The sequence below is a fragment of the Pseudomonas sp. EA_65y_Pfl1_P113 genome, from assembly GCF_963970525.1.
Taxonomy (GTDB): domain Bacteria; phylum Pseudomonadota; class Gammaproteobacteria; order Pseudomonadales; family Pseudomonadaceae; genus Aquipseudomonas; species Aquipseudomonas tritici.
Map to the genome: position 1 here is coordinate 40302 of NZ_CAXAQM010000003.1, position 21628 is coordinate 61929.

General features: G+C 50.6%; 19 protein-coding genes. All 19 read left to right on the forward strand.

Going from position 1 to position 21628, the window contains the following annotated elements:
• The first annotated feature begins 13 nt into the window (after window positions 1-13).
• Window positions 14-2224: a bifunctional prephenate dehydrogenase/3-phosphoshikimate 1-carboxyvinyltransferase gene (locus tag AACY52_RS04045; protein WP_339560331.1), complete on the forward strand. Its 2211-nt coding sequence runs from the start codon at window positions 14-16 to the stop codon at window positions 2222-2224.
• Window positions 2221-2910 (forward strand): (d)CMP kinase, encoded by a 690-nt coding sequence (cmk, locus tag AACY52_RS04050; protein ID WP_012722932.1) that lies wholly within the window; start codon window positions 2221-2223, stop codon window positions 2908-2910. The genes AACY52_RS04045 and cmk overlap by 4 nt, the downstream gene beginning before the upstream one ends.
• A gap of 119 nt (window positions 2911-3029) precedes the next feature.
• Window positions 3030-4721 carry a 30S ribosomal protein S1 gene (rpsA, locus tag AACY52_RS04055; RefSeq protein ID WP_012722933.1) on the forward strand — a complete coding sequence of 564 codons (1692 nt, stop codon included), beginning with the start codon at window positions 3030-3032 and terminating at the stop codon, window positions 4719-4721.
• Between the two features lie 159 nt (window positions 4722-4880).
• On the forward strand, window positions 4881-5165 hold the full coding sequence (locus AACY52_RS04060; RefSeq protein ID WP_339497164.1) for a hypothetical protein: 285 nt from the start codon (window positions 4881-4883) through the stop codon (window positions 5163-5165).
• A gap of 132 nt (window positions 5166-5297) precedes the next feature.
• Window positions 5298-5600 carry an integration host factor subunit beta gene (ihfB, locus tag AACY52_RS04065; protein ID WP_220074490.1) on the forward strand — a complete coding sequence of 101 codons (303 nt, stop codon included), beginning with the start codon at window positions 5298-5300 and terminating at the stop codon, window positions 5598-5600.
• Between the two features lie 19 nt (window positions 5601-5619).
• A complete protein-coding gene (locus AACY52_RS04070; protein WP_339560271.1) occupies window positions 5620-5859 on the forward strand; it encodes a LapA family protein in 240 nt (79 codons plus the stop codon).
• Between the two features lie 888 nt (window positions 5860-6747).
• Entirely contained in the window at window positions 6748-8061 is a 1314-nt protein-coding gene (gene wbpA, locus AACY52_RS04075; RefSeq protein ID WP_339560272.1) for a UDP-N-acetyl-D-glucosamine 6-dehydrogenase, read from the forward strand.
• 17 nt (window positions 8062-8078) lie between these two features.
• Entirely contained in the window at window positions 8079-9029 is a 951-nt protein-coding gene (gene wbpB / locus AACY52_RS04080) for a UDP-N-acetyl-2-amino-2-deoxy-D-glucuronate oxidase (protein WP_339560273.1), read from the forward strand.
• A 7-nt stretch (window positions 9030-9036) separates the two neighbouring features.
• The gene (gene wbpD / locus AACY52_RS04085; protein ID WP_220074486.1) at window positions 9037-9621 is read left to right on the forward strand and encodes an acyltransferase; all 585 of its coding nucleotides are present in this window, start codon (window positions 9037-9039) and stop codon (window positions 9619-9621) included.
• The gene (locus tag AACY52_RS04090) at window positions 9618-10709 is read left to right on the forward strand and encodes a DegT/DnrJ/EryC1/StrS family aminotransferase (RefSeq protein WP_339560274.1); all 1092 of its coding nucleotides are present in this window, start codon (window positions 9618-9620) and stop codon (window positions 10707-10709) included. Before wbpD ends, AACY52_RS04090 begins: the two co-directional genes overlap by 4 nt.
• A 14-nt stretch (window positions 10710-10723) precedes the next feature.
• Window positions 10724-11698, forward strand: a complete 975-nt coding sequence (locus AACY52_RS04095; protein WP_339560275.1) for an SDR family NAD(P)-dependent oxidoreductase — start codon at window positions 10724-10726, stop codon at window positions 11696-11698.
• A gap of 5 nt (window positions 11699-11703) precedes the next feature.
• Window positions 11704-12849, forward strand: coding sequence for a DegT/DnrJ/EryC1/StrS family aminotransferase (locus tag AACY52_RS04100; RefSeq protein ID WP_339560276.1), 1146 nt, complete (start codon window positions 11704-11706; stop codon window positions 12847-12849).
• 114 nt (window positions 12850-12963) lie between these two features.
• Window positions 12964-14844 carry an asparagine synthase (glutamine-hydrolyzing) gene (asnB, locus tag AACY52_RS04105; protein WP_339560277.1) on the forward strand — a complete coding sequence of 627 codons (1881 nt, stop codon included), beginning with the start codon at window positions 12964-12966 and terminating at the stop codon, window positions 14842-14844.
• Window positions 14826-15851: a DegT/DnrJ/EryC1/StrS aminotransferase family protein gene (locus AACY52_RS04110; protein ID WP_339560278.1), complete on the forward strand. Its 1026-nt coding sequence runs from the start codon at window positions 14826-14828 to the stop codon at window positions 15849-15851. Before asnB ends, AACY52_RS04110 begins: the two co-directional genes overlap by 19 nt.
• The gene (locus AACY52_RS04115; RefSeq protein WP_339560279.1) at window positions 15841-16887 is read left to right on the forward strand and encodes a GNAT family N-acetyltransferase; all 1047 of its coding nucleotides are present in this window, start codon (window positions 15841-15843) and stop codon (window positions 16885-16887) included. The genes AACY52_RS04110 and AACY52_RS04115 overlap by 11 nt, the downstream gene beginning before the upstream one ends.
• Window positions 16884-17642: a methionyl-tRNA formyltransferase gene (locus AACY52_RS04120; protein WP_220074479.1), complete on the forward strand. Its 759-nt coding sequence runs from the start codon at window positions 16884-16886 to the stop codon at window positions 17640-17642. The genes AACY52_RS04115 and AACY52_RS04120 overlap by 4 nt, the downstream gene beginning before the upstream one ends.
• A 182-nt stretch (window positions 17643-17824) precedes the next feature.
• Entirely contained in the window at window positions 17825-18946 is a 1122-nt protein-coding gene (locus AACY52_RS04125; protein WP_220074478.1) for a glycosyltransferase, read from the forward strand.
• Window positions 18943-20403, forward strand: coding sequence for a flippase (locus tag AACY52_RS04130; protein ID WP_339560280.1), 1461 nt, complete (start codon window positions 18943-18945; stop codon window positions 20401-20403). The genes AACY52_RS04125 and AACY52_RS04130 overlap by 4 nt, the downstream gene beginning before the upstream one ends.
• Window positions 20400-21620 (forward strand): hypothetical protein, encoded by a 1221-nt coding sequence (locus AACY52_RS04135; RefSeq protein WP_339560281.1) that lies wholly within the window; start codon window positions 20400-20402, stop codon window positions 21618-21620. Before AACY52_RS04130 ends, AACY52_RS04135 begins: the two co-directional genes overlap by 4 nt.
• Window positions 21621-21628 lie beyond the last annotated feature (8 nt).

The window sequence follows — 21628 nt, forward strand, 5'->3', positions numbered from 1 at the left end:
ACCTGCTGTGCCTATGATCGGTCGCCTGGTGGTGGTCGGTCTGGGCTTGATCGGCGGCTCCTTCGCCAAAGGCCTGCGTGAAAGCGGGCTGTGTGGCGAAGTAGTTGGTGTGGACCTTGACCCCAAATCGCGTCAGTTGGCGGTTGAGTTGGGGGTGGTGGATCGCTGTGAAGCGGACCTGGCGCTTGCGTGCCGTGGCGCTGACGTGATCCAGCTCGCGGTGCCAATCCTGGCCATGGAGAAATTGCTCGGCGTGTTGGCCGGCATGGACCTCGGCCAGGCGATCCTGACGGACGTCGGCAGTGCCAAGGGCAATGTGGTGCGTGCGGCGCAACAGGCGTTTGGCGGCATGCCGGCGCGGTTCGTGCCGGGCCATCCGATTGCCGGTTCCGAGCAGAGTGGGGTAGAGGCGTCGAATGCGCAGCTGTTCCGTCGCCACAAAGTCATCCTCACACCGCTGAAGCAAACCGACCCCGCTGCATTGGCGGTGGTGGATCGTCTGTGGCGTGAGTTGGGCGCGGATGTCGAGCACATGCAGGTTGAGCGTCACGACGAGGTGCTGGCGGCGACCAGTCACTTGCCGCATTTGTTGGCATTTGGCCTGGTGGACTCCCTGGCCAAGCGCAACGAGAACCTCGAGATATTCCGTTATGCCGCCGGCGGCTTCCGTGACTTCACGCGGATTGCCGGCAGCGACCCGGTGATGTGGCACGACATCTTCCTTGCCAATCGCGAAGCGGTGTTGCGCACCCTGGACACCTTCCGCAGTGACCTCGACGCCTTGCGTGATGCGGTCGACGCGGGGGACGGCCATCAATTATTGGGCGTGTTCACCCGTGCACGGGTGGCGCGTGAGCATTTCAGCAAGATCCTGGCTCGCCGGGCCTATATGGAAACCGCTGTGAGCGCTGATGAACTGACCTTTCTCGCCAACCCGGGCGGCCGCTTGAGCGGAAGCATTCGGGTGCCGGGCGACAAGTCGATCTCCCATCGGTCGATCATGCTCGGTTCGTTGGCTGAAGGTGTGACCGAGGTCGAGGGTTTTCTCGAGGGCGAAGACGCCCTGGCGACCTTGCAGGCGTTTCGCGACATGGGCGTGGTGATTGAAGGCCCGCACCATGGGCGTGTGATCATTCATGGCGTGGGTTTACATGGCTTGAAGCCGGCGCCGGGGTCGATTTACCTCGGTAACTCTGGCACCTCCATGCGCCTGCTGTCCGGCTTGCTGGCAGCGCAGCGCTTTGACAGCGTGCTGACGGGCGACGCGTCCCTGTCCAAGCGCCCGATGAGTCGCGTGGCCAAGCCGCTGCGGGAAATGGGCGCGGTGATCGAGACTGGGCCGGAAGGGCGTCCGCCGCTGACCATCCGTGGTGGCCAGTCGTTGAAGGGCGTGGCGTATGACATGCCGATGGCCAGCGCCCAGGTCAAATCCTGCCTGTTGTTGGCGGGTTTGTATGCCGAGGGCAAGACCGCGGTGACCGAGCCGGCACCGACCCGTGACCACACCGAACGTATGTTGCGCGGCTTTGGTTATCCGGTGGCGGTGCAGGGCGCGACGGCTTCGGTTGAGTCGGGGCATTCGTTGACGGCTACCCATATAGAAGTGCCGGGGGATATCTCTTCTTCTGCGTTCTTCCTAGTGGCTGCGTCGATTGCCGAGGGCTCCGAGTTGTTGCTGGAGCATGTCGGTGTCAATCCGACGCGTACCGGCGTGATCGACATCCTGCGGCTGATGGGCGCAGATATAACGCTGGAAAACCTGCGCGAAGTCGGCGGTGAGCCTGTCGCGGACCTGCGGGTGCGCGCGGCGGCGCTGAAGGGGATCGAGATTCCCGACGCGCTGGTGCCGTTGGCAATCGATGAGTTTCCGGTGCTGTTCGTCGCGGCGGCCTGTGCCGAGGGGCGCACGGTGTTGCGCGGAGCTGAGGCGCTGCGCGTGAAGGAGTCTGACCGTATCCAGGTGATGGCCGATGGTCTATTGGCGCTGGGGGTGAAGTGTGAACCGACCCCCGATGGGATTATCATTGACGGTGGCCTGATGGGGGGGGGCGAAGTGCATGCCCATGGCGATCACCGGATTGCCATGGCGTTCAGTGTGGCTTCCCTAAGGGCGGCGGCGCCGATTCGTATCCGCGACTGCGCCAATGTTGCTACGTCTTTTCCGAATTTTCTTACACTGTGTGCCCAAGTCGGCATCCGTGTTGCCCAAGAGGCTCAATTGTGAATATCAAAGCACCGGTGATTACCATCGACGGGCCAAGCGGTTCGGGCAAAGGCACGATAGCCGGCATCCTGGCCAAACGCCTGGGTTGGTGCCTGCTGGATTCCGGCGCGCTTTACCGCCTGTTGGCGTTTGCCGCTCGCAACCATGGCGTCGACCTGACCAACGAAGAATCCCTGAAGCTGCTGGCCGCACATTTGGATGTGCAGTTCGTCGGCGCGACGGAAGGTCATCCCCAGCGCATCATCCTCGAAGGCGATGATGTGACCGATGATCTGCGCAACGAACAAGTCGGCTCCTGGGCGTCCCAGGTCGCCGCGCTGCCTGCGGTGCGTGACGCTTTGCTGCAGCGTCAGCGGGCGTTTCAGGAACCGCCGGGCCTGGTGGCCGATGGCCGCGACATGGGCACCGTGGTATTTCCAGAGGCGCCGTTAAAGATTTTCCTGACCGCCAGTGCCGAGGAGCGGGCTCGCCGCCGTTACTTGCAGTTGAAGGGCAAAGTCGATGGTGTTAGTCTGTCGAGTCTGCTAGATGAGATCCGTGCACGCGATGAGCGTGATACCCAGCGCGCAGTAGCCCCGCTAAAGCCGGCGGCTGATGCGATACAGCTGGATTCCACGGAGTTGTCCATCGAGCAGGTGCTGGAACGCATCATGAGCGAGATCGCTATTCGCGATATCGCCGGGTGACCAAGAAGGCCGCAGGGGACCAGTCATAGTCCTGTGGTGCTTCTTTTAATTGAAACTGACCCACACCGTCTGGGGTGTGGAGATGGGCGTATTCTTCGCCCTTATCAACAGGAATTAAAATGAGCGAAAGCTTTGCGGAACTCTTTGAAGAAAGCCTAAAAACCCTGAACCTTCAGGCAGGCTCCATCATCACCGGTGTTATCGTTGATATCGATTACCAAGCTCGCTGGGTAACCGTTCACGCTGGTCTGAAGTCTGAAGCTCTGATCCCGCTGGAACAGTTCTACAACGATGCTGGCGATCTGACAATCAATGTCGGTGACGAAGTTCACGTTGCTCTGGACTCGGTTGAAGACGGTTTCGGTGAAACCAAGCTGTCCCGTGAAAAAGCCAAGCGCGCTGAATGCTGGATTGTTCTCGAAGCAGCCTTCGCAGCTGAAGAAGTGGTCAAGGGCGTTATCAACGGTAAGGTTAAAGGCGGCTTCACTGTCGACGTTAACGGCATCCGTGCGTTCCTGCCAGGTTCTTTGGTCGACGTTCGTCCTGTGCGCGACACCACGCACCTGGAAGGCAAAGAACTCGAATTCAAGGTCATCAAACTCGACCAGAAACGCAACAACGTTGTCGTTTCCCGTCGCAGCGTCCTGGAAGCAGAGAACTCCGCCGAGCGTGAAGCTCTGCTGGAATCCCTGCAGGAAGGCCAACAAGTCAAAGGTATCGTCAAGAACCTCACCGATTACGGCGCATTCGTCGATCTGGGTGGCGTCGATGGCCTGCTGCACATTACCGACATGGCTTGGAAGCGTATCAAGCATCCTTCCGAAATCGTCAACGTTGGCGACGAGATCGATGTCAAGGTTCTGAAATACGATCGCGAACGCAACCGTGTTTCCCTGGGCCTGAAGCAACTGGGTGAAGATCCATGGGTCGCTATCAAAGCCCGTTACCCAGAAAGCACTCGCGTTACCGCGCGTGTTACCAACCTGACCGACTACGGCTGCTTCGCTGAGCTGGAAGAAGGCGTGGAAGGCCTGGTACACGTTTCCGAAATGGACTGGACCAACAAAAACATCCACCCTTCGAAAGTCGTACAAGTCGGCGACGAAGTGGAAGTTATGGTTCTGGACATCGACGAAGAGCGTCGTCGTATCTCCCTCGGCATCAAGCAGTGCAAATCTAACCCATGGGAAGATTTCTCTGGCCAGTTCAACAAGGGCGATAAAATCTCCGGCACCATCAAGTCGATCACCGATTTCGGTATCTTCATTGGTCTGGACGGCGGCATCGACGGCCTGGTTCACCTGTCCGACATCTCCTGGAACGAAGTGGGCGAAGAAGCTGTTCGTCGTTTCAAGAAGGGCGACGAGCTGGACACCGTTATCCTGTCGGTTGACCCAGAGCGTGAGCGCATCTCCCTGGGCATCAAGCAACTGGAAAGCGACCCGTTCTCTGAATACGTTCAGGACAACGACAAAGGCGCAATCGTTAAAGGCATCGTGAAAGAAGTTGACGCTAAAGGCGCCATCATCACTCTGGCCGACGATATCGAAGCGACTCTGAAAGCCTCCGAAATCAGCCGTGACCGCGTTGAAGACGCGCGCAACGTTCTGAAAGAAGGCCAGGAAGTAGAAGCCAAGATCATCAGCGTTGACCGCAAGAGCCGCGTAATCCAGCTCTCCATCAAGTCGAAAGACGATGCTGAAGAGAAAGAAGCCATCCAAAGCTTGAAAGACAAGCCTTCGGATAGCATCGCTGCTGGTCCTACCACTCTGGGCGACCTGTTGCGTGCACAAATGGAAAAACAGAACTAAGTTCTGTCAGACCCTAGAAAAAGGGCGACTTCGGTCGCCCTTTTTTGCGCCTGAAATTCGTTGAATCAACACCGAGAACCAAGATGCACAGCTCAGTGTCAGAACTGACTATAGTCTTAAAAAAACAGTTCTCGCGTTGTTGCTTCAATAAGGATTTGAATGAACAGGCTTATCGTACTAACCGCAGTGCTGGTACTTGCAGGCTGCTCCACCACCAGCGCCAAGACCCACGCCAAGCGAGGTGTCAGCGGCATCGAGATCGATTGCTCGGGCCTGGGCAACAACTGGAGCAAGTGCGACAAACGCGCGGCTAGAGAGTGCAAGATGCAGGGTTACAAGGTCATCACCAAGTCCAGTGACGCCACGGACGAAGAGGGCGACTATCCATTCGGCTGGAACCCCGCCGGCGCGGTAACGCGGACGATGTTGGTGATCTGCAATTGAGTGCGAGGTCCATCCGCAACAGGTGTTTATTCAGTCCACAGATAAGTTTATGCATGGGCTGTTCAAATTCATCAAGTCATGCTAAAACCTTCGAAGCGCTTTTCCTAGCTGCTTGAAAAAGAAGGGAAAAATATGACGAAGTCGGAGTTGATCGAACGAATTGTCACCCATCAAGGGCTGCTCTCATCCAAGGATGTAGAGCTGGCTATCAAGACCATGCTCGAGCAAATGTCCCAGTGCCTGGCGACCGGGGATCGGATTGAGATCCGTGGGTTTGGGAGCTTTTCGCTGCACTACCGCGCGCCGCGGGTAGGGCGGAATCCTAAGACCGGGCAGTCTGTGAGTCTGGATGGGAAGTTTGTGCCTCATTTCAAGCCGGGGAAGGAATTGCGGGATCGGGTGAATGAGGATGAGGAAGATGAAGGTAATCTTTAGTCTTCGTTTGGGGGTGTAGATGAGCAAAGTTAAGCAATTGATCGCAGTCGCGCTGCTCATTTTGGTTGTCGCGGTCGTTATCATATTTACTCTCGAAAATGATCAGCCAGTAGCCCTTGGGTTCCTTTCATGGTCTACGCCTCAAGCTTCTGTGGGGGTCTATATTGTCTTGGCTTTGCTGGTGGGTTGCTGCATTGGGCCAGTCATCAGCTGGTTGGCGGGGATGAGGCATGTAGCAATGTCGAGGCTGAATAGATAACTGATTAATCTGGTTGGTCCATCGTTGATTTGTACATTCGGTCGCCGAGTGTGATATCAAAGAGGGGTAGCCGCGCGCTCTGCATAAGGCTCGCTGTCACGCTAATGATTTGATCTGGTGAGCTCACCTGGTGGCGCAATGCTTCAGGTTAAGGCGATTTTTATACGTAGATTCCCCTATTTTTTCCCATGATGATTCGATTTGGGGTTGGTGCTTTTCCATTGCGGCTTCAAATATTTCACGCCACCCCCTCGAACCGGTTCGTTGCTCTCGCTTAAATTGATAGTCTCGCTCGATCTCTCTTTTGTTTATGGCAGAATGCCACCCTTTTTTGGCTCAAGTCTTGGAATGATCTGTCGCTAATTGGCCCTGCCTGGCACTTCGGCATTGTTTCGGAACGACTGTTTCGCGAAAGCAAGCCACGAATTTTAGCTCGCGGTGGTTCGAGACGATCTTCAGGGAGCATGATGGCCCCCCTGTTCAAATACGTGCGTCCGGTACCTAAATTCATGTGTTGAGGTGCCACGATTGCTGGCATTTATCTACGGTGCTGTGGAGGAATCATCAATTACGCTACAGCCACGCGGGCAGAATAACGGCATAATGTGACCTTTGACACGTTGCCCATTATGTATCCCATGAGGCTGTCGACGGCTTGTTAAGCCGAAATGGCAGCATCCGCGGTGGGCTTGTTGTCCGGATCTTGTATAGAGAGCAGCAGCGGTTTTTCGGCGCCGTGTGAAGGGAGCCGCAGCGGAAGGCACAAATAGATGCGAGCGTCCAGGAGTCGTCAGGCGCGTATGAAAAGAGAACCTCAACATCGGGTTGTGATTCCCGGGATAGTTGATGTGTTGATCGTTCCAGAATTAGCTAATGGAGTTTTACCTGATGTCAGGCATCAAGCAGTCAAGTGTTGACAAATTCAAAAGCAAAAAAGCCCTAATTGGCATCGTTGGATTGGGATATGTCGGTCTGCCCTTGATGTTGCGTTATAACGCCATTGGCTTTCGTGTATTAGGCATTGATATAGATGAGGCTAAAGTCTCCCGGCTGAACGCTGGTCAGAGCTATATTGAACATATTCCCGCTGAAAAAGTCCGCGAAGCCCGCCAGAGTGGCTTCGAGGCAACCACTGATTTCGAGCGTGCAAGCGAATGTGACGCCCTGATTTTGTGTGTTCCGACGCCCTTGAACAAGTACCGTGAACCAGACATGAGCTTCGTGATTAATACCACGGAAGCCATTAAACCTTACTTGCGTGCAGGGCAGGTTGTATCTCTGGAAAGCACCACGTATCCAGGGACGACTGAAGAAGAACTGCTTCCGCGTGTTCAGGAAGGCGGGTTGCAGGTCGGTGAGAACATTTTCCTCGTCTATTCCCCTGAGCGTGAAGATCCGGGTAATCCAAATTTTGAAACCCGTACAATTCCAAAAGTAATTGGTGGGCACACCCCCGCTTGCTTGGAAGTCGGTATTGCGCTGTACGAGCAGGCAATTGATCAGGTTGTGCCCGTCAGCTCCACCAAGGCAGCTGAAATGACCAAGTTGCTGGAAAATATTCACCGAGCAGTGAATATCGGCTTGGTCAACGAAATGAAAGTAGTGGCTGATCGTATGGGCATCGATATTTTCGAAGTCGTCGACGCTGCTGCAACTAAACCTTTTGGCTTCACGCCATACTACCCAGGGCCTGGGCTTGGTGGGCACTGCATACCCATCGACCCGTTCTACTTGACCTGGAAGGCTCGCGAGTACGGCTTGCATACACGTTTCATTGAGCTCTCCGGTGAGGTCAACCAAGCTATGCCCGAGTACGTAGTCAGCAAGCTGATGGACGGCCTCAACAACAACAGCAAACCGCTGAAGGGCAGCAAGGTGCTGGTGCTGGGTATTGCCTACAAGAAAAACGTGGACGATATGCGTGAGTCGCCTTCAGTGGAGATCATGGAGCTGCTCGAAGCCAAAGGTTGCGTTGTGGCTTATAGCGACCCACACGTGCCGGTATTCCCCAAGATGCGCGAGCATCACTTCAACCTATCCAGCGAAGCACTGACCGCTGAGAATATCGCCAGCTTTGATGCCATTGTTCTGGCGACTGACCACGATAAGTTTGACTACGAGTTGATTCGTAAACACGCTAAGTTGCTGGTCGACAGTCGCGGCAAATACCGCACCCCTGAAGCTCATATCATCAAAGCCTGATTGCAGGAGTGTTGCTTTTGAAACGTTTCGCCCTTATCGGCGCCGCTGGCTATATCGCCCCGCGGCACATGCGCGCAATTAAAGACACCGGCAACGAGTTGGTGTCCGCCTACGACATCAATGACTCCGTGGGAATCATTGACAGCCTGTCTCCCCAAAGCGAGTTCTTTACTCAGTTCGAGCGCTTTGTCGAGCACGCCTGGCAACTCAAGCGCGATCCGGCCAAAGCTCTGGATTACGTAGCAGTCTGCTCGCCCAATTATCTGCATCATTCGCATATCGCAGCCGGCCTACGCCTTGGCTGCGACGTGATTTGCGAGAAGCCGCTGGTGCCTACGCCGGCGATTCTGGATGAGCTGTCTCTGGTTGAACGTGAAACGGGCAAGCGCGTCTACAACATCCTGCAGTTGCGCCACCACCAGGCCATTCTTGACCTCAAGGAAAAGGTCGCCCGCGAGAGTCGTGACGGCAAATACGATGTAGAACTCACCTACATCACTTCACGCGGCAAGTGGTACATGGAAAGTTGGAAGGGGGACCCTCGCAAGTCTTATGGGGTCGCGACCAACATTGGCGTGCACTTCTACGACATGCTGCATTTCATCTTCGGCAAGCTCCAGCGCAACGTCGTGCACTATGCCAACGATTACAAGGCTGCTGGCTACCTGGAGTATGAAAAGGCCCGGGTACGTTGGTTCCTCTCGATCGATGCAGATGACCTGCCGGAATCAGTCAAGGGCAAAAAACCTACCTACCGTTCCATCACCGTAGACGGTGATGAGATGGAGTTTTCCGAAGGCTTTACCGACTTGCACACCACCAGCTACAAGGAGATCCTTGCAGGTCGTGGCTACGGTATCGAAGATGCGCGTCACTGTGTAGAAACGGTGAACACTATCCGCTCGTCCGCCATCGTTACACCACAAAATAATGAGGGTCATCCTTTCCTTACAACCTTGAGTCGCTGAGGCTGGCATGAACTATCAGGTCCATCCTTCCGCAATAGTCGATGAAGGCGCACAGATCGGTGACGGTTCGCGCGTGTGGCATTTCGTGCATGTCTGCAGTGGCGCGCATATTGGCAAAGGCGTATCTCTCGGGCAGAACGTTTTCGTCGGCAACAAGGTAGTTATCGGCGACAACTGCAAGATCCAGAACAACGTGTCGGTGTATGACAATGTCACACTGGAAGAAGGCGTATTCTGCGGGCCAAGCATGGTGTTTACCAATGTCTACAATCCACGTTCGCTTATCGAACGCAAAAGTGAGTACCGGGACACCTTGGTTAGAAAAGGCGCCACCTTAGGCGCCAACTGCACCATAGTCTGCGGTGTCACCATTGGAGCATACGCGTTCGTCGGCGCTGGCGCGGTGATCAACAAGTCGGTCCCCGCGTATGCTCTGGTAGTCGGCGTACCGGCAAGGCAGATCGGCTGGATGAGCGAGTATGGCGAACAGTTGGACTTGCCGTTGGAAGGCGATGGAATTGCTATTTGCGAGCACAGCGGTGCTCGATACGTATTGAGCGGTAAAGCGCTGGTCAAGGAGGCCGTGCAATGATCGAGTTTATTGATCTCAAGATCCAGCAAACCAAAATCAAGGACAAGATTGATGCTGGCATCCAGCGCGTATTAGCGCATGGGCAGTACATTCTTGGTCCGGAAGTGTCGGAGTTGGAGGAGCGCCTTTCTGCATTTGTTGGCGCCAAATACTGCATCACCTGCGCCAATGGCACTGATGCTTTGCAGATTGCTCAGATGGCGTTGGGTATTGGTCCGGGAGACGAAGTAATAACCCCGGGATTTACCTATATCGCGACCGCAGAAACCGTAGCGCTATTGGGGGCAAAACCGGTCTACGTTGATGTTGACCCACGCACATATAACCTTGATCCGGCGCTGCTGGAAGCTGCGATCACACCTCGCACCAAGGCGATCATTCCGGTGTCGCTATACGGGCAGTGCGCCGACTTCGACGCAATTAACGCCATTGCAGCCAAGCACGGCATCCCGGTGATAGAGGATGCGGCGCAAAGTTTTGGTGCTACCTATAAAGGCAAACGTTCATGCAACCTGACCACTATAGCGTGTGCCAGTTTCTTCCCAAGCAAGCCGCTGGGTTGTTACGGTGATGGTGGTGCGATTTTCACCAATGATGACGAGCTTGCCAAGCTGCTACGCCAGATAGCTCGTCACGGCCAGGATCGTCGTTACCACCATATTCGCGTCGGTGTGAACAGCCGTCTTGATACGCTGCAGGCTGCGATTTTGCTGCCTAAATTGGATATCTTCGAAGATGAACTCCAGCTGCGTTTGCAAGTAGCAGGCCGCTACGCGAAGCTTCTTGGTAAGACACGGATCGCGGCTCCTTTTGTTGAAGCCCACAACACCAGCGCATGGGCTCAGTACACCGTTCAGGTGAACGGACGCGACACTGTCCAAGACCACCTGAAGCAGGCAGGCGTTCCTACCGCAGTTCACTATCCGATTCCGTTAAATCGCCAGCCGGCAGTCAAAGATGATGAGGCAAATCTGCCTATCGGTGACGCCATTGCCAAGCGGGTAATGAGTTTACCAATGCACCCCTATCTCGGTCTGGCTGACCAGCAATTCATCTGTGAATCACTATCGGCCGCCACCCACGTTTGAATGGAGTATGTTGCATGAAAGTCCAAGGTTCTAAAGTTCTGGTTATTGGTGGTGCTGGTTTCATTGGTAGTTTCGTTGTCTCGGAACTGTTGAAAGCCGGTGCTGCGCAAGTGGTTATCTACGATAACTTTGCTCGTGGCAAAGTCAGCAATATCGCAGAACAGTTGAAGGATCCACGCTGCAGCCTCTATGCGAACGGCGGCGACGTGCGCGAAATCGACCTGCTGAACGATGCGATGAAAGGCATGGACGGCGTAATTCATCTCGCCGCCATGTGGCTTCTGCACTGCAAAGACTTCCCGCGTACAGCGTTCCACGTGAACATCGAAGGTACTTTCAACGTACTCGAGGCCTGTGTTCAGAACAACATCAAGCGCTTGGTCTACTCTTCCTCCGCCTCCGTTTATGGTGATGCGGTGCAGGTGCCAATGACCGAAGAGCACCCGTTCAACAACCGTAACTTTTATGGCGCTACCAAGATCGCTGGCGAGGCCATGTGCCACGCTTACCATGATCGTTTCGGCCTGAGCTACGTCGGCCTGCGCTACATGAACGTGTATGGCCCGCACCAGGACCAGACTGCGGCCTATACCGGTGTTATCCCGATCATGCTGAACAAGATCGACGCCAACGAAGGCCCGGTCATCAACGGTGACGGTACGCAGGCTTATGACTTCATCTACGTGGAAGACGTCGCACGTTGCAACGTCCTGGCCCTTGAGGCAGAAGTCACTGACCAGTTCTACAACGTCGGTACTGGCGTTCAAACAAGCATCAAGCAATTGTGCGATGGCATCTTGGACTTGAAAAAGTCTGACCTAGTTGTCGAGTATCGTCCGTACAGCGCAGACGACGCGCGTCGCATGGTGCAAAACCGTATCGGTTGCCCGAAAAAAGCAGCAGAAGACCTTGGTTTTACCTACAAGTATGAGTTGCAGGAAGGCTTGCAGAAACTGATCGATTGGCGTGCAGAGCACGGTGCGGAGTGAGCTTAATGGAAATGCGTAATATCGCTATCTCGCTTCCCTGTACCGGTGAGGAAGAATGGCAGGCAACTCGAGAGCCGCTGATGAGCGGCTGGCTGACCCAAGGTCCTAAGGTCGCTGCCTTTGAGAAAGCCTTTGCTGAGCGTCACGAAGTGCCCCATGCACTGGCAGTGACTTCCTGCACCACTGGTCTGCACCTGGCCTTGGCTGGTCTGGGTATCGGCCCGGGTGATGAGGTGATAGTGCCTGCCTTCACATGGGTTGCCACTGCCAACGTGGTCCTGTATTGCGGCGCGACCCCTGTCTTCGTGGATGTCGAACCTCAGACATACAACCTCGATATTCAGCAGATCGCCTCTAAGTTGACGCAAAAAACTCGCGCGGTCATCGCTGTGCACCTGTTTGGCCGTTGCCTAGATATGGACTCCCTGCGTGCACAACTGCCAGCCAGTGTTGCCATCGTTGAAGATGCCGCCTGTGCAGCGGGGGCTAGTTGGAAAGGTCGCCCGGCGGGCAGCCTTGGCGATGTCGCAGCGTTCTCCTTCCATCCGCGCAAGTCGGTAACGACCGGCGAAGGTGGCATGGTCACCACGGCCAACGCGGAGTTGGCTGAGCGTATGAACCAGCTGCGCAACCACGGTGCCACGCTTTCCGAAGAGCAGCGTCACAATGGGCCTCGGCCGTATTTGTTGCCGGAGTTCAACCTGCTGGGTTTCAACTATCGAATGACCGATCTGCAGGGCGCTGTCGGGATCGTTCAACTGGGTAAACTCGATGGATTCATCGACGAGCGCTCGCGTTGGGCGGAGTACTACTGCGACCAATTGGCAGATATCGACTGGTTACGTCTGCCTTCTACCCCCGAAGGGAGCCGTCATGGCTGGCAAGCATTTGTGACCTATGTCGATCCGGCCAAAGCTCCGATGCCGCGTAACGACATGATGGAAATACTTCAAGCAAAGGGCATCGCAACCCGTCCGGGTACCCATGCCGCGCATATGCTGGCTTACTATCGCGAGCGTTTCGGCCTCAAGCCGGACGACTTCCCGGGTGCACGCGACTGCAACGATCACAGTATGGCTATACCATTACACAATCGCATGTCGCGTGAAGATTACGTATATGTAGTTGAGGCAATCCGCCAGTTGGGTTAAGCCTGTAGTGGACATCTCTCTGGCTGTTGCCAGAGGCGAACATCCAGGTGATGAGTCGGAAGAGGTGTTTCCAGCTCATCATCTTTCCCCGTTTTTCAGGAGCAACAAAAGCGCATGTGTGGTATTGCCGGCCTCATTCATCTAAATAACAATCCGGTATCGCCTGTAGTGCTGCAGCGCATGACGGACGCGATTGCTCATCGCGGCCCGGATGGAGAAGGTCATTGGATCGAAGGCAACGTCGGCCTTGGTCATCGTCGCCTGGCAATCATCGATCTTTCGCCTGCCGGTCATCAACCGATGGCCTCCATATCTCAGCGCTATGTGATGGTCTACAACGGTGAGGTTTACAACTACCGTGAACTTCGTATCGAACTCGAGTCTCTGGGCTACCAATTCCGCTCTCGCACCGACAGCGAAGTTGTACTCAATGCACTGATTGCTTGGGGGGCAAAGGGGCTGGAGCGATTCAACGGCATGTTTGGTTTGGCGTTGTGGGATCGACAAGAGCAAACCCTCCTGCTCGCGCGCGACCGCTACGGTATCAAGCCTCTGTACTACTCGATGCAAGGACAGACGCTGGCATTTGGCTCGGAGCAAAAGGCGATTCTTGCCATGCCGGATTTTCGGCGCAGCCTTGACAAAGAAGCTCTGTTGGAATATTTCACGTTTCAGAACATCTTCACCGACAAAACTCTACTTAACGACGTGAAGCTGCTACCGGCAGGGCACTATGCAGTTTTGGAGTTGAAGCGTAAAACGCCAGCGTTGCAATTTACCCAATACTGGGATTACGACTTTCGTGAGCCTGAAAATAAGGCTAGCGATGAAGAGTATCGCGAGGAACTTGATCGGTTGTTCAAGCAGGCTGTCAATCGCCAACTGGTGACCGATGTGGAGCTTGGCAGCTATCTGAGTGGCGGTATGGATTCTGGTTCTATCACAGCGATAGCCGCGAAGTCTTATCCGTACATGAAGACGTTCACTTGCGGTTTTGACCTTAACTCTGCTTCGGGCATTGAGATGGGGTTTGATGAGCGTAGCAAGGCCGAGTACATGTCCTACCACTTCAAAACTGAGCATTACGAGATGGTGCTTAAGGCGGGGGATATGGAAAGAGTTTTGCCAAAGTTGGCGTGGCACTTGGAAGAGCCTCGTGTAGGTCAGAGCTATCCAAACTATTATGCCGCGCAGTTGGCTTCGAAATTCGTCAAGGTAGTGATGTCTGGTGCGGGGGGGGACGAACTTTTTGGTGGCTACCCTTGGCGCTATTACAGGGCTGTTGTAAATGATAACTTCGAACATTACATTGACAAGTACTATAATTTCTGGCAGCGCCTCATCCCGAATGCTCAGATAAAACAGGTTTTTTCGCCTATTTGGGATGACGTAAAACATGTTTGGACCAGGGATATTTTTCGAGATGTATTCAAGCATCATGCGGATAATCTCTACTCGCCTAAAGATTATATAAATCACTCCTTGTATTTTGAAGCTAAGACGTTTTTGCATGGCCTTCTAGTTGTTGAAGATAAGCTCAGCATGGCGCACGGCCTAGAAAGTCGAGTTCCTTTTTTGGATAATGACCTTGTCGATTTTGCGATGCGTTGTCCAGTTCATTTGAAATTAAATAACCTCTCTGAAGTGGTTCGTCTTAATGAGAACGAGGCGGGTGGCAAAACCGATAAATATTTTCAAAAAACACGTGATGGAAAGCAGATCTTACGCGATGTGATGGGGAAATATATTCCGAGTGACATTACTAAAGCCGAAAAGCAAGGTTTTTCCGCACCGGACGCAAGTTGGTTCAAAGGCGAGAGTATTGATTTTGTAAAAAGAAAAATAATCGAACCAAAAAGTAAAATTTATGAGTATCTCGATTTTGAAAGTGTATCTGGATTGGTCGGGGAACATCTTGATGGCAACAGCAACCGGCGTTTACTTATCTGGTCTATGTTGAGCGTTGAAGAGTGGATATGCGCGAACTTAAAATAAACGGAGAAATATCTCATTCATCTCCTTGGATTACTAATGAGGATATCGCTTCGGTGAACCTTGTCTTGAATTCAGGAATGCTTGCTTCGGGACAGCGGGCAAATGAATTTGAGAATCAGTGTTCCGAATATTTAGGCTGCGGATATTCAGAATTGACCGCTTCAGGACAAGTTGCCCTTGAACGTGCGTTGCTTCTTCTCGATCTGGAAGAGGGTGGGGCGGTTATTATCCCCACTTATGTGTGCTCTTCGGTTGAAGCTGCAGTGATAAATGTTGGGTTACGACCACTTTACTGTGATATCGGCGATGCTTGGTGCGTGACGACGGAGTCTATTGCTAAATTTTTTGACTCTTCTGTAGTGGCAATTATCGCCGTGCACATGTTTGGGATAAAAATTGATATAGAATCACTTAAAGTTTTCGGTGTTCCAATTATCGAAGATTGTGCTCAGTGTTTTCATTCTGATGTCGGCAGTGATGGAGCAGTTGCGATTTATTCATTTCACGCAACCAAATGTCTCACAACAGGGGAGGGGGGGTTGTTGACAATTCCCAAATCTTCAATTTTAAAAAATGAATATGCTATTAAATCAAAATCCAATAGTATTAGCGACTTCCAGGCAGCTCTTGGAGTCTCTCAACTTTCCCGTTATAAAAAAATGTTAGAAAAAAGAAAAACTGTAGCCGACTTTTATTTTGAACAGATACCTGCTGTTTGTTCTGATAAGATTCGGGCAGTGCGTCATCAGTCAATTTTCTTTAGATTTCCTCTGTCTTTCTCAGAAGGATTTGATCGGGCAGCCCCTCTTTTTCGAAATAAGGGAATACTTGTACGTAGAGGGGTGGATGCCTTGTTGCATCGCTCGCGAGGATTGAGCGATGCACGCTATCCTAATGCAGTCATCGCATTCAATAATACCGTTTCGATTCCTTGCTATCCTGCGTTATCAGATGCTTGTATTGCTCGTATATCTGAATCAGCTAAGGAAATTGTTTGTGGATTATAAATTAGATTTGTTTGATCTAAGCGATTCAGTTGCGTTGGATGCTTTTTTTTCAAAAGTTCCCAATGCACTTTTATATCATTCTATAAAATACGCTAAAGTCATAAGCGCCTTTTTGAAAGTTAAGTATTTTTGTGTTGTCGCGGTTAATGATGATGGGGAAGTGATCGGTGCGTTGCCTTTTTTTATAAAAGAAAAGGGCGGCATGAGTGTAGCAAACTCAATGCCGTTTTACGGTAGCCATGGAGGGGTTGTTTTACTCACTCAAGACGAGCCTCTATTTTTAGAGATTTTAGAGTTTTATTTAGCCTACATTAAGGGGGTGAGATGTTCAGTAAGCACACTAATATCTTCGCCATTTACAGGCGATTCAGCCCTCTATGAGCGCGGTTTGAAAGTAGTGCCCAGTGATACCAGAATTGGTCAGGTTACCGAGCTTTCATTTGATTCAAGCTACGATGCTGTCATGGCAAGTCTTGCCAGTAAAACAAGAAATATGGTTCGCAAGTCGGAAAAACAAGACATCGAATGGTCTTCTCTTTATGTCGATTGGGGGCTGGAATTTCTAGCTGAAACACATAAAGAAAATATGATGGAAATTGGTGGGTTGGCTAAGCCAAATGATTTTTTTGAGTTGTTAAAGTCAAGTTTTAAATATGGGTCAGATTATCTGGTTTATATAGCATATCTTAACGGGCGTCCTATATCGGCGTTGCTTCTTTTTTATAGTGGTGAAACAGTCGAGTATTTTACTCCGGTTATAAAATCTGAGTATCGTTCGATGCAGCCGTTGACATGCTTGATATTTAACGCAATGCGAGAAGCTGTGGAACGAGGCTATCGCTACTGGAATTGGGGAGGTACGTGGGCTACACAAGAAGGAGTTTATAGATTTAAAAAAAGTTGGGGGGCCATAGATATGCCCTACAGCTATTACACAAATATTTTTGACGCTTCAGTGCTTGGTGCTGATAGTGATGTATTGCTTTCGGAGTTTCCGTATTTTTATACGGTGCCTTTTAAATGGTTGAATAAATGAATATCGCATTTCTTTCCGGCGGTGCAAGACATAATGCTCTTAGATATCTTTTGGAACAAGGTGAAAAGGTAGGGTCTGTCATTACGCCTTTTTTATCCGATTCTAATAGGCGTTTTGAAAACGTAATTCTTACCGCAGTTGAATTCGGTGTTCCTGTATATCCCGTTGCGCGTGAAGGCATTTTTGAATTATTGGAAAAGTTGAAGCCTGATGTGATTGTGTCTTGCGGATTCCCTTACATTATATCGAAAAAAGCCATTGCCTTAGCTCGCTTTGCTATCAACGTACATCCGACTCTTCTGCCTAAATATCGTGGTTTTAGAAGTGGGCCTTATATATTGATAAATGGCGAAAAAAGTTCTGGCGTTACGGTTCACTTTATTACTTCACAGATGGATCGTGGAGGTATTTTGGTGCAGGAGTCCTTTCCACTGTCTGTATTTGATACCCCGAGCAGTGTATATCGCAAAGGGCAAGAAATTGAGCCTAAAATCCTGTACGAGGCAATCCAGCTTTTAAAAACTGGGTCTTATTCAGTGATTGCTCAAGATGAAAACGAGGCGAGTGAGTATTCTAAAGTAAGAACGCCGGTTGATTCAATTATAGATCCGCAAAAACCGTTAATTGAGTTGATTAATGAAATTCGTGCTTGTGATCCTGAAACATATCCTGCGTACTTCTTATATGCGGGGCAGAAAGTGTGTATAAAACTTTGGCGTCCCGAAAAAGGTTCGGATGAGTGGGACATGATTTAGGGTGGTTTATGAGCATTAAATATAAGTTTTATGCAGCTGTGTGCTGGTTTTTCCTTCCGATTACGTTGTTAGCGTTTCTCTCTATTGCGTTCTGTGCTCGATGTTGTTGTAAGCGAAATCAAAAGCATCGCCTCGTTTGGGGGGAGGCGCCGATAATAAATAATAGCTATTGGGCGCGAGCTATGCGAAAAGCAGGCTACGTTTCTTATTCCTATACAAATGGTTATTGCTCTTCCATAAATGCGCGGGAGGACTATGATTTGGTCCTGCAGGATAAGTTTTGGAGAGTGCCAGTATTTTTGAAGTACTACCTGGGTTTTTTTGGTTCGTTGTTTTCTTATGATGTTTTTTTTATCTCGTTTAATGGTTTTTTTCTTGGGCGAACGCCTTATTGGTTTTTAGAGTCCTTTCTTTTAAAGTTGGCAGGTAAAAAAATCGTAGTTATACCGTTTGGCTTGGATTCTTACGTATATCGACGTGTAGGATCCACTGCGGTGAGTCATGGTCTACAAGCTTCAATCCCGTTGCGCTCTAGAGAGCAGGGCTCCGTAGCGAAGAGAGTCGACTACTGGTGTGAGCGCGCTGACTGTGTCATTCCGGGGTTTATAGGATTCGATGGATTAGGTCGGTGGGATGTATTACTAGGGAGTCAATTGTTCATTGATGATAACTTGTGGAATCCGTCGAGACGCTTGAGCACAGCAGACGGCGGTGAGGGCGGCACCGTTTACGTTGCCCACTCCCCAAATTTCAGGGGGTTTAAAGGTAGTGAATTTGTTATAGAAGCAGTTAGAATACTACAAAAGGAAGGGTTAAAAGTCGATTTGGTCTTGATTGAAGGAATGCCAAATTCTTTTGTTAAGGAAACTTTTGAAAAAGACGTAGATTTGCTAATTGAACAGCTTGTAATTAGTGGGCATGGTTTAAACGCGATTGAAGGGATGGCCTCTGGATTGCCGGTAATTTGTAATCTTGAAGATGACCGATATATTCTGCCTCTAAGGCGGTGGTCATTCTTTTCTGAGTGTCCTATTGTTTCTGCTTCTCCAGAAACTTTAGTTGATGTTTTAAGGCAATTGGTCCGTAATCCTGAACTGCGTCAAGAATTGGGTTGTGCTAGCCGTGAATATATAGAAAAATATCACAGTTATGAAGCTGCGAATTTCTTTTTTTCTGCAGTTCTAGAGTATGTGTATAAAGATAGATCTACATTGGCCGATTTCTGCCATCCACTTTATGGCGACTTTGTAATGAGAAAGAAGAAGGTTCAACATCCATTAAAAAACGGTCGGATTCAAAATTGACATTGTTGCGTAGTTTGTTTAAGGACAGTGCAATATATGGCGGGGTGGATTTTCTGCTCAAGCTCGTTGCCTTTTTTACTTTTCCCTTATTGGCAGCTGCGCTCTCAACTTCTGGGTATGGCGTGCTTGAGTTGGCAATGACGGTCGTAATGTTGGGTGGTATTGTAGTCAGATTTGGTCTTAATAACGCAGTTCAGCGTTTTTATTGGGATGAAACTGTATCATCTAGCGAGAGACCGTTACTCGTCTCGACTGGTTTTTTTATAACGTTTATTTTAGGAGCTTTTTTCGGGCTAATAGCGTATTTGACTATCCCCTATGTAGTACCTTTGATAAGTTCAGATTTGGTTAAGCTTAGTGCTGTTGGCGCACTGGCAGTCGCATTGCTATTGCCGTTAACTCAATGGGCTCAATTTCTACAGGATGTACTCCGACTGCATTTTTCGCCTTGGAGGTTTTTAGGGTTTTCTTTTACTAGCCGTGCGCTTGGCGCACTATTGTCGGTTGTTGCTGTTCTTCATTGGGGTGCCGGTGTAGAAGGGGTACTTTTATCTCAAGCGCTTATACTTTTTTTAGCCATTCCCCTAGGGCTTTGGCTTGTTCGCAAAGATTTGATTTTAAAGTTTGATTATGTTTGGTCGCGACGCCTCTTGGCGTATGGCTCGCCCTTCATTTTTACTGAGCTGGCATATTGGCTTTTTGCCTCGATCGACCGATGGATGTTAGCGTCGATGTCGGGTGTCGATGATGTAGGGCTATACTCTGTCGCCTTTCGATTTTCGACCCTTGCGATTTTTGTGGCCACAGCTTTTGGCATGGCATGGAGTCCCTATGCTGTAAAATTGCGCTCTGATTATCCTACGAAATACCGCCAACTATACTTCGAGGTCTTACTGATTTTGCTTGTAGTGATGTTATCAATTGCTGGATTTATTGCATTATTTTCGGGAGAGATATTGAGAGTTTTTTTGACAGAAGAGTATTTTTCGGCATCTGTCCCTCTTTCAATACTGTGTTTTACTGCTGTGTTGCAAGCTAGTCAGCAAGTTACAGCGATTGGTATTTCCCTTGCGAATCGTACTAAGGTCTTCGCTTATCTTGTATGGGCGGCGGCGATGATAAATGTTGTACTTAACTGGCTTCTGATTCCGAAATTTGGTGTTTCGGGTGCGGCATGGGCCACAGTTGCGGCATATATTTTTCTATCTTCCGGCTTCTTGTTTTTCACGCAGCGTTACTACCCTCTGCCTATTTGTTGGAGGCGATTACTCTGGATATGTCTGTTAGGTACCATCGTTCTTGTTTTTAGTGTTTTTTTTCAGCAATACGAGATGAATATCGTAATTATGTTAATGAAGTTAGGGGTGGCTATGTGCTGCCTCGCTCTTGCAATGCCAGCTCTTAATCTGAAAGTATTTCGAGAATTACAGGCGACTCAGGTGGTCATTAGAAAATGAAATTTATTTATTATTTTTTTCGTTTCTTGTTCGAGGCAGTTGTTTTCCCTTTTTTATGTTTCATGGTCTTGGCTGCAAGGCATGTTAATAAAAGTATAGATGTTGGCTTAGGTCCTTTTCCGCTTATCAATAATTTATATCATAAGAGAGCGCTGCAGCTAGCCGGCTATTCCGCTGAAACCTTCGTGAGCCAGGTATGGCACATTACAAATAGTTTTGATGTCCGGTTTGACTTATATTGGCTATCGAAAAACTTTTTTTGTCGTAAGTTTTTTCTCAATATCTATATTTTCTGTTGGTCGATTTTACGTTATCGCTCATTAATTATATATTTTGATGGTGGCCCGCTGGGGCAAGGGACGGCTTTCTTATGGAGACTGGAACCTTACCTGTATCGATGGGCTCGTGTAAAAGTGGTCGTTTTACCTTATGGTTCTGACGTTCAGATTATGTCTCGTTCTCCCAATCTCCAGTTTAAGCATGCTATGGCGATGGATTACCCACAGCACGGCAAGCGACATCGTCATATCCGAACGATGGTTGATATATGGAGTTCAGCAGGAAGTCATATCATTGGTGGCTGCGAGTGGGTCGACTACATGCACCATTGGGATACGCTGATGATCGCTCATTTTTCCATTCCCTTACCAAATCTCATTGAGATTAGCGCTAGCGAGCCGTTTAGAAATGGACCGCTGAAACTGTTGCACGCTCCGAATCACCGCGAAATCAAGGGTACGCGGCACATTCTGCGGGCTGTGGAGGAGCTACGCGCAGAGGGGCTTGATATAGAATTGACAATGCTGGAGCGGGTGCCAAACGAGGAAGTGCGCCGCATGATTCTTGAGGCGGACGTCATCGTCGATCAGTTAGTTATCGGGTGGTACGCGATGTTTGCAATCGAAGCGATGGCATCCGGGAAACCGGTCATTTGCCACCTTCGGCGTGATCTTGAAGAGCTCTATGTCGCGACTGGTCTGCTCCAAGGGTTCGACGAGATCCCAATTATTCGTGCAGACGCTTTTTCCTTTAAAGAAGTTGTTAGAAACCTGTATGTAAATCGCGATATTCTTGAGGTCGCGGCGGGTAAGGGCAGAGGCTATATCGAGCGTCATCACTCCGTGGAGGCCATTTCGCTCGTTTTTTCCGAAATTTTCGCCAAATTGATCGGCCCTCCCAAGGGGACAGCCGAGAACAGGCCTAGGAAGGTTAATTAGGTGGGGTT

What these genes read in the sequence shown, in the direction of transcription:
- AACY52_RS04045 (WP_339560331.1), top strand. Translation starts at nt 14, where the DNA reads ATGATCGGTCGCCTGGTGGTGGTCGGTCTGGGCTTGATCGGCGGCTCC.
- rpsA (WP_012722933.1), top strand. Translation starts at nt 3,030, where the DNA reads ATGAGCGAAAGCTTTGCGGAACTCTTTGAAGAAAGCCTAAAAACCCTG.
- AACY52_RS04060 (WP_339497164.1), top strand. Translation starts at nt 4,881, where the DNA reads ATGAACAGGCTTATCGTACTAACCGCAGTGCTGGTACTTGCAGGCTGC.
- ihfB (WP_220074490.1), top strand. Translation starts at nt 5,298, where the DNA reads ATGACGAAGTCGGAGTTGATCGAACGAATTGTCACCCATCAAGGGCTG.
- AACY52_RS04070 (WP_339560271.1), top strand. Translation starts at nt 5,620, where the DNA reads ATGAGCAAAGTTAAGCAATTGATCGCAGTCGCGCTGCTCATTTTGGTT.
- wbpA (WP_339560272.1), top strand. Translation starts at nt 6,748, where the DNA reads ATGTCAGGCATCAAGCAGTCAAGTGTTGACAAATTCAAAAGCAAAAAA.
- wbpD (WP_220074486.1), top strand. Translation starts at nt 9,037, where the DNA reads ATGAACTATCAGGTCCATCCTTCCGCAATAGTCGATGAAGGCGCACAG.
- AACY52_RS04090 (WP_339560274.1), top strand. Translation starts at nt 9,618, where the DNA reads ATGATCGAGTTTATTGATCTCAAGATCCAGCAAACCAAAATCAAGGAC.
- AACY52_RS04095 (WP_339560275.1), top strand. Translation starts at nt 10,724, where the DNA reads ATGAAAGTCCAAGGTTCTAAAGTTCTGGTTATTGGTGGTGCTGGTTTC.
- AACY52_RS04100 (WP_339560276.1), top strand. Translation starts at nt 11,704, where the DNA reads ATGGAAATGCGTAATATCGCTATCTCGCTTCCCTGTACCGGTGAGGAA.
- asnB (WP_339560277.1), top strand. Translation starts at nt 12,964, where the DNA reads ATGTGTGGTATTGCCGGCCTCATTCATCTAAATAACAATCCGGTATCG.
- AACY52_RS04110 (WP_339560278.1), top strand. Translation starts at nt 14,826, where the DNA reads ATGCGCGAACTTAAAATAAACGGAGAAATATCTCATTCATCTCCTTGG.
- AACY52_RS04120 (WP_220074479.1), top strand. Translation starts at nt 16,884, where the DNA reads ATGAATATCGCATTTCTTTCCGGCGGTGCAAGACATAATGCTCTTAGA.
- AACY52_RS04125 (WP_220074478.1), top strand. Translation starts at nt 17,825, where the DNA reads ATGCGAAAAGCAGGCTACGTTTCTTATTCCTATACAAATGGTTATTGC.
- AACY52_RS04135 (WP_339560281.1), top strand. Translation starts at nt 20,400, where the DNA reads ATGAAATTTATTTATTATTTTTTTCGTTTCTTGTTCGAGGCAGTTGTT.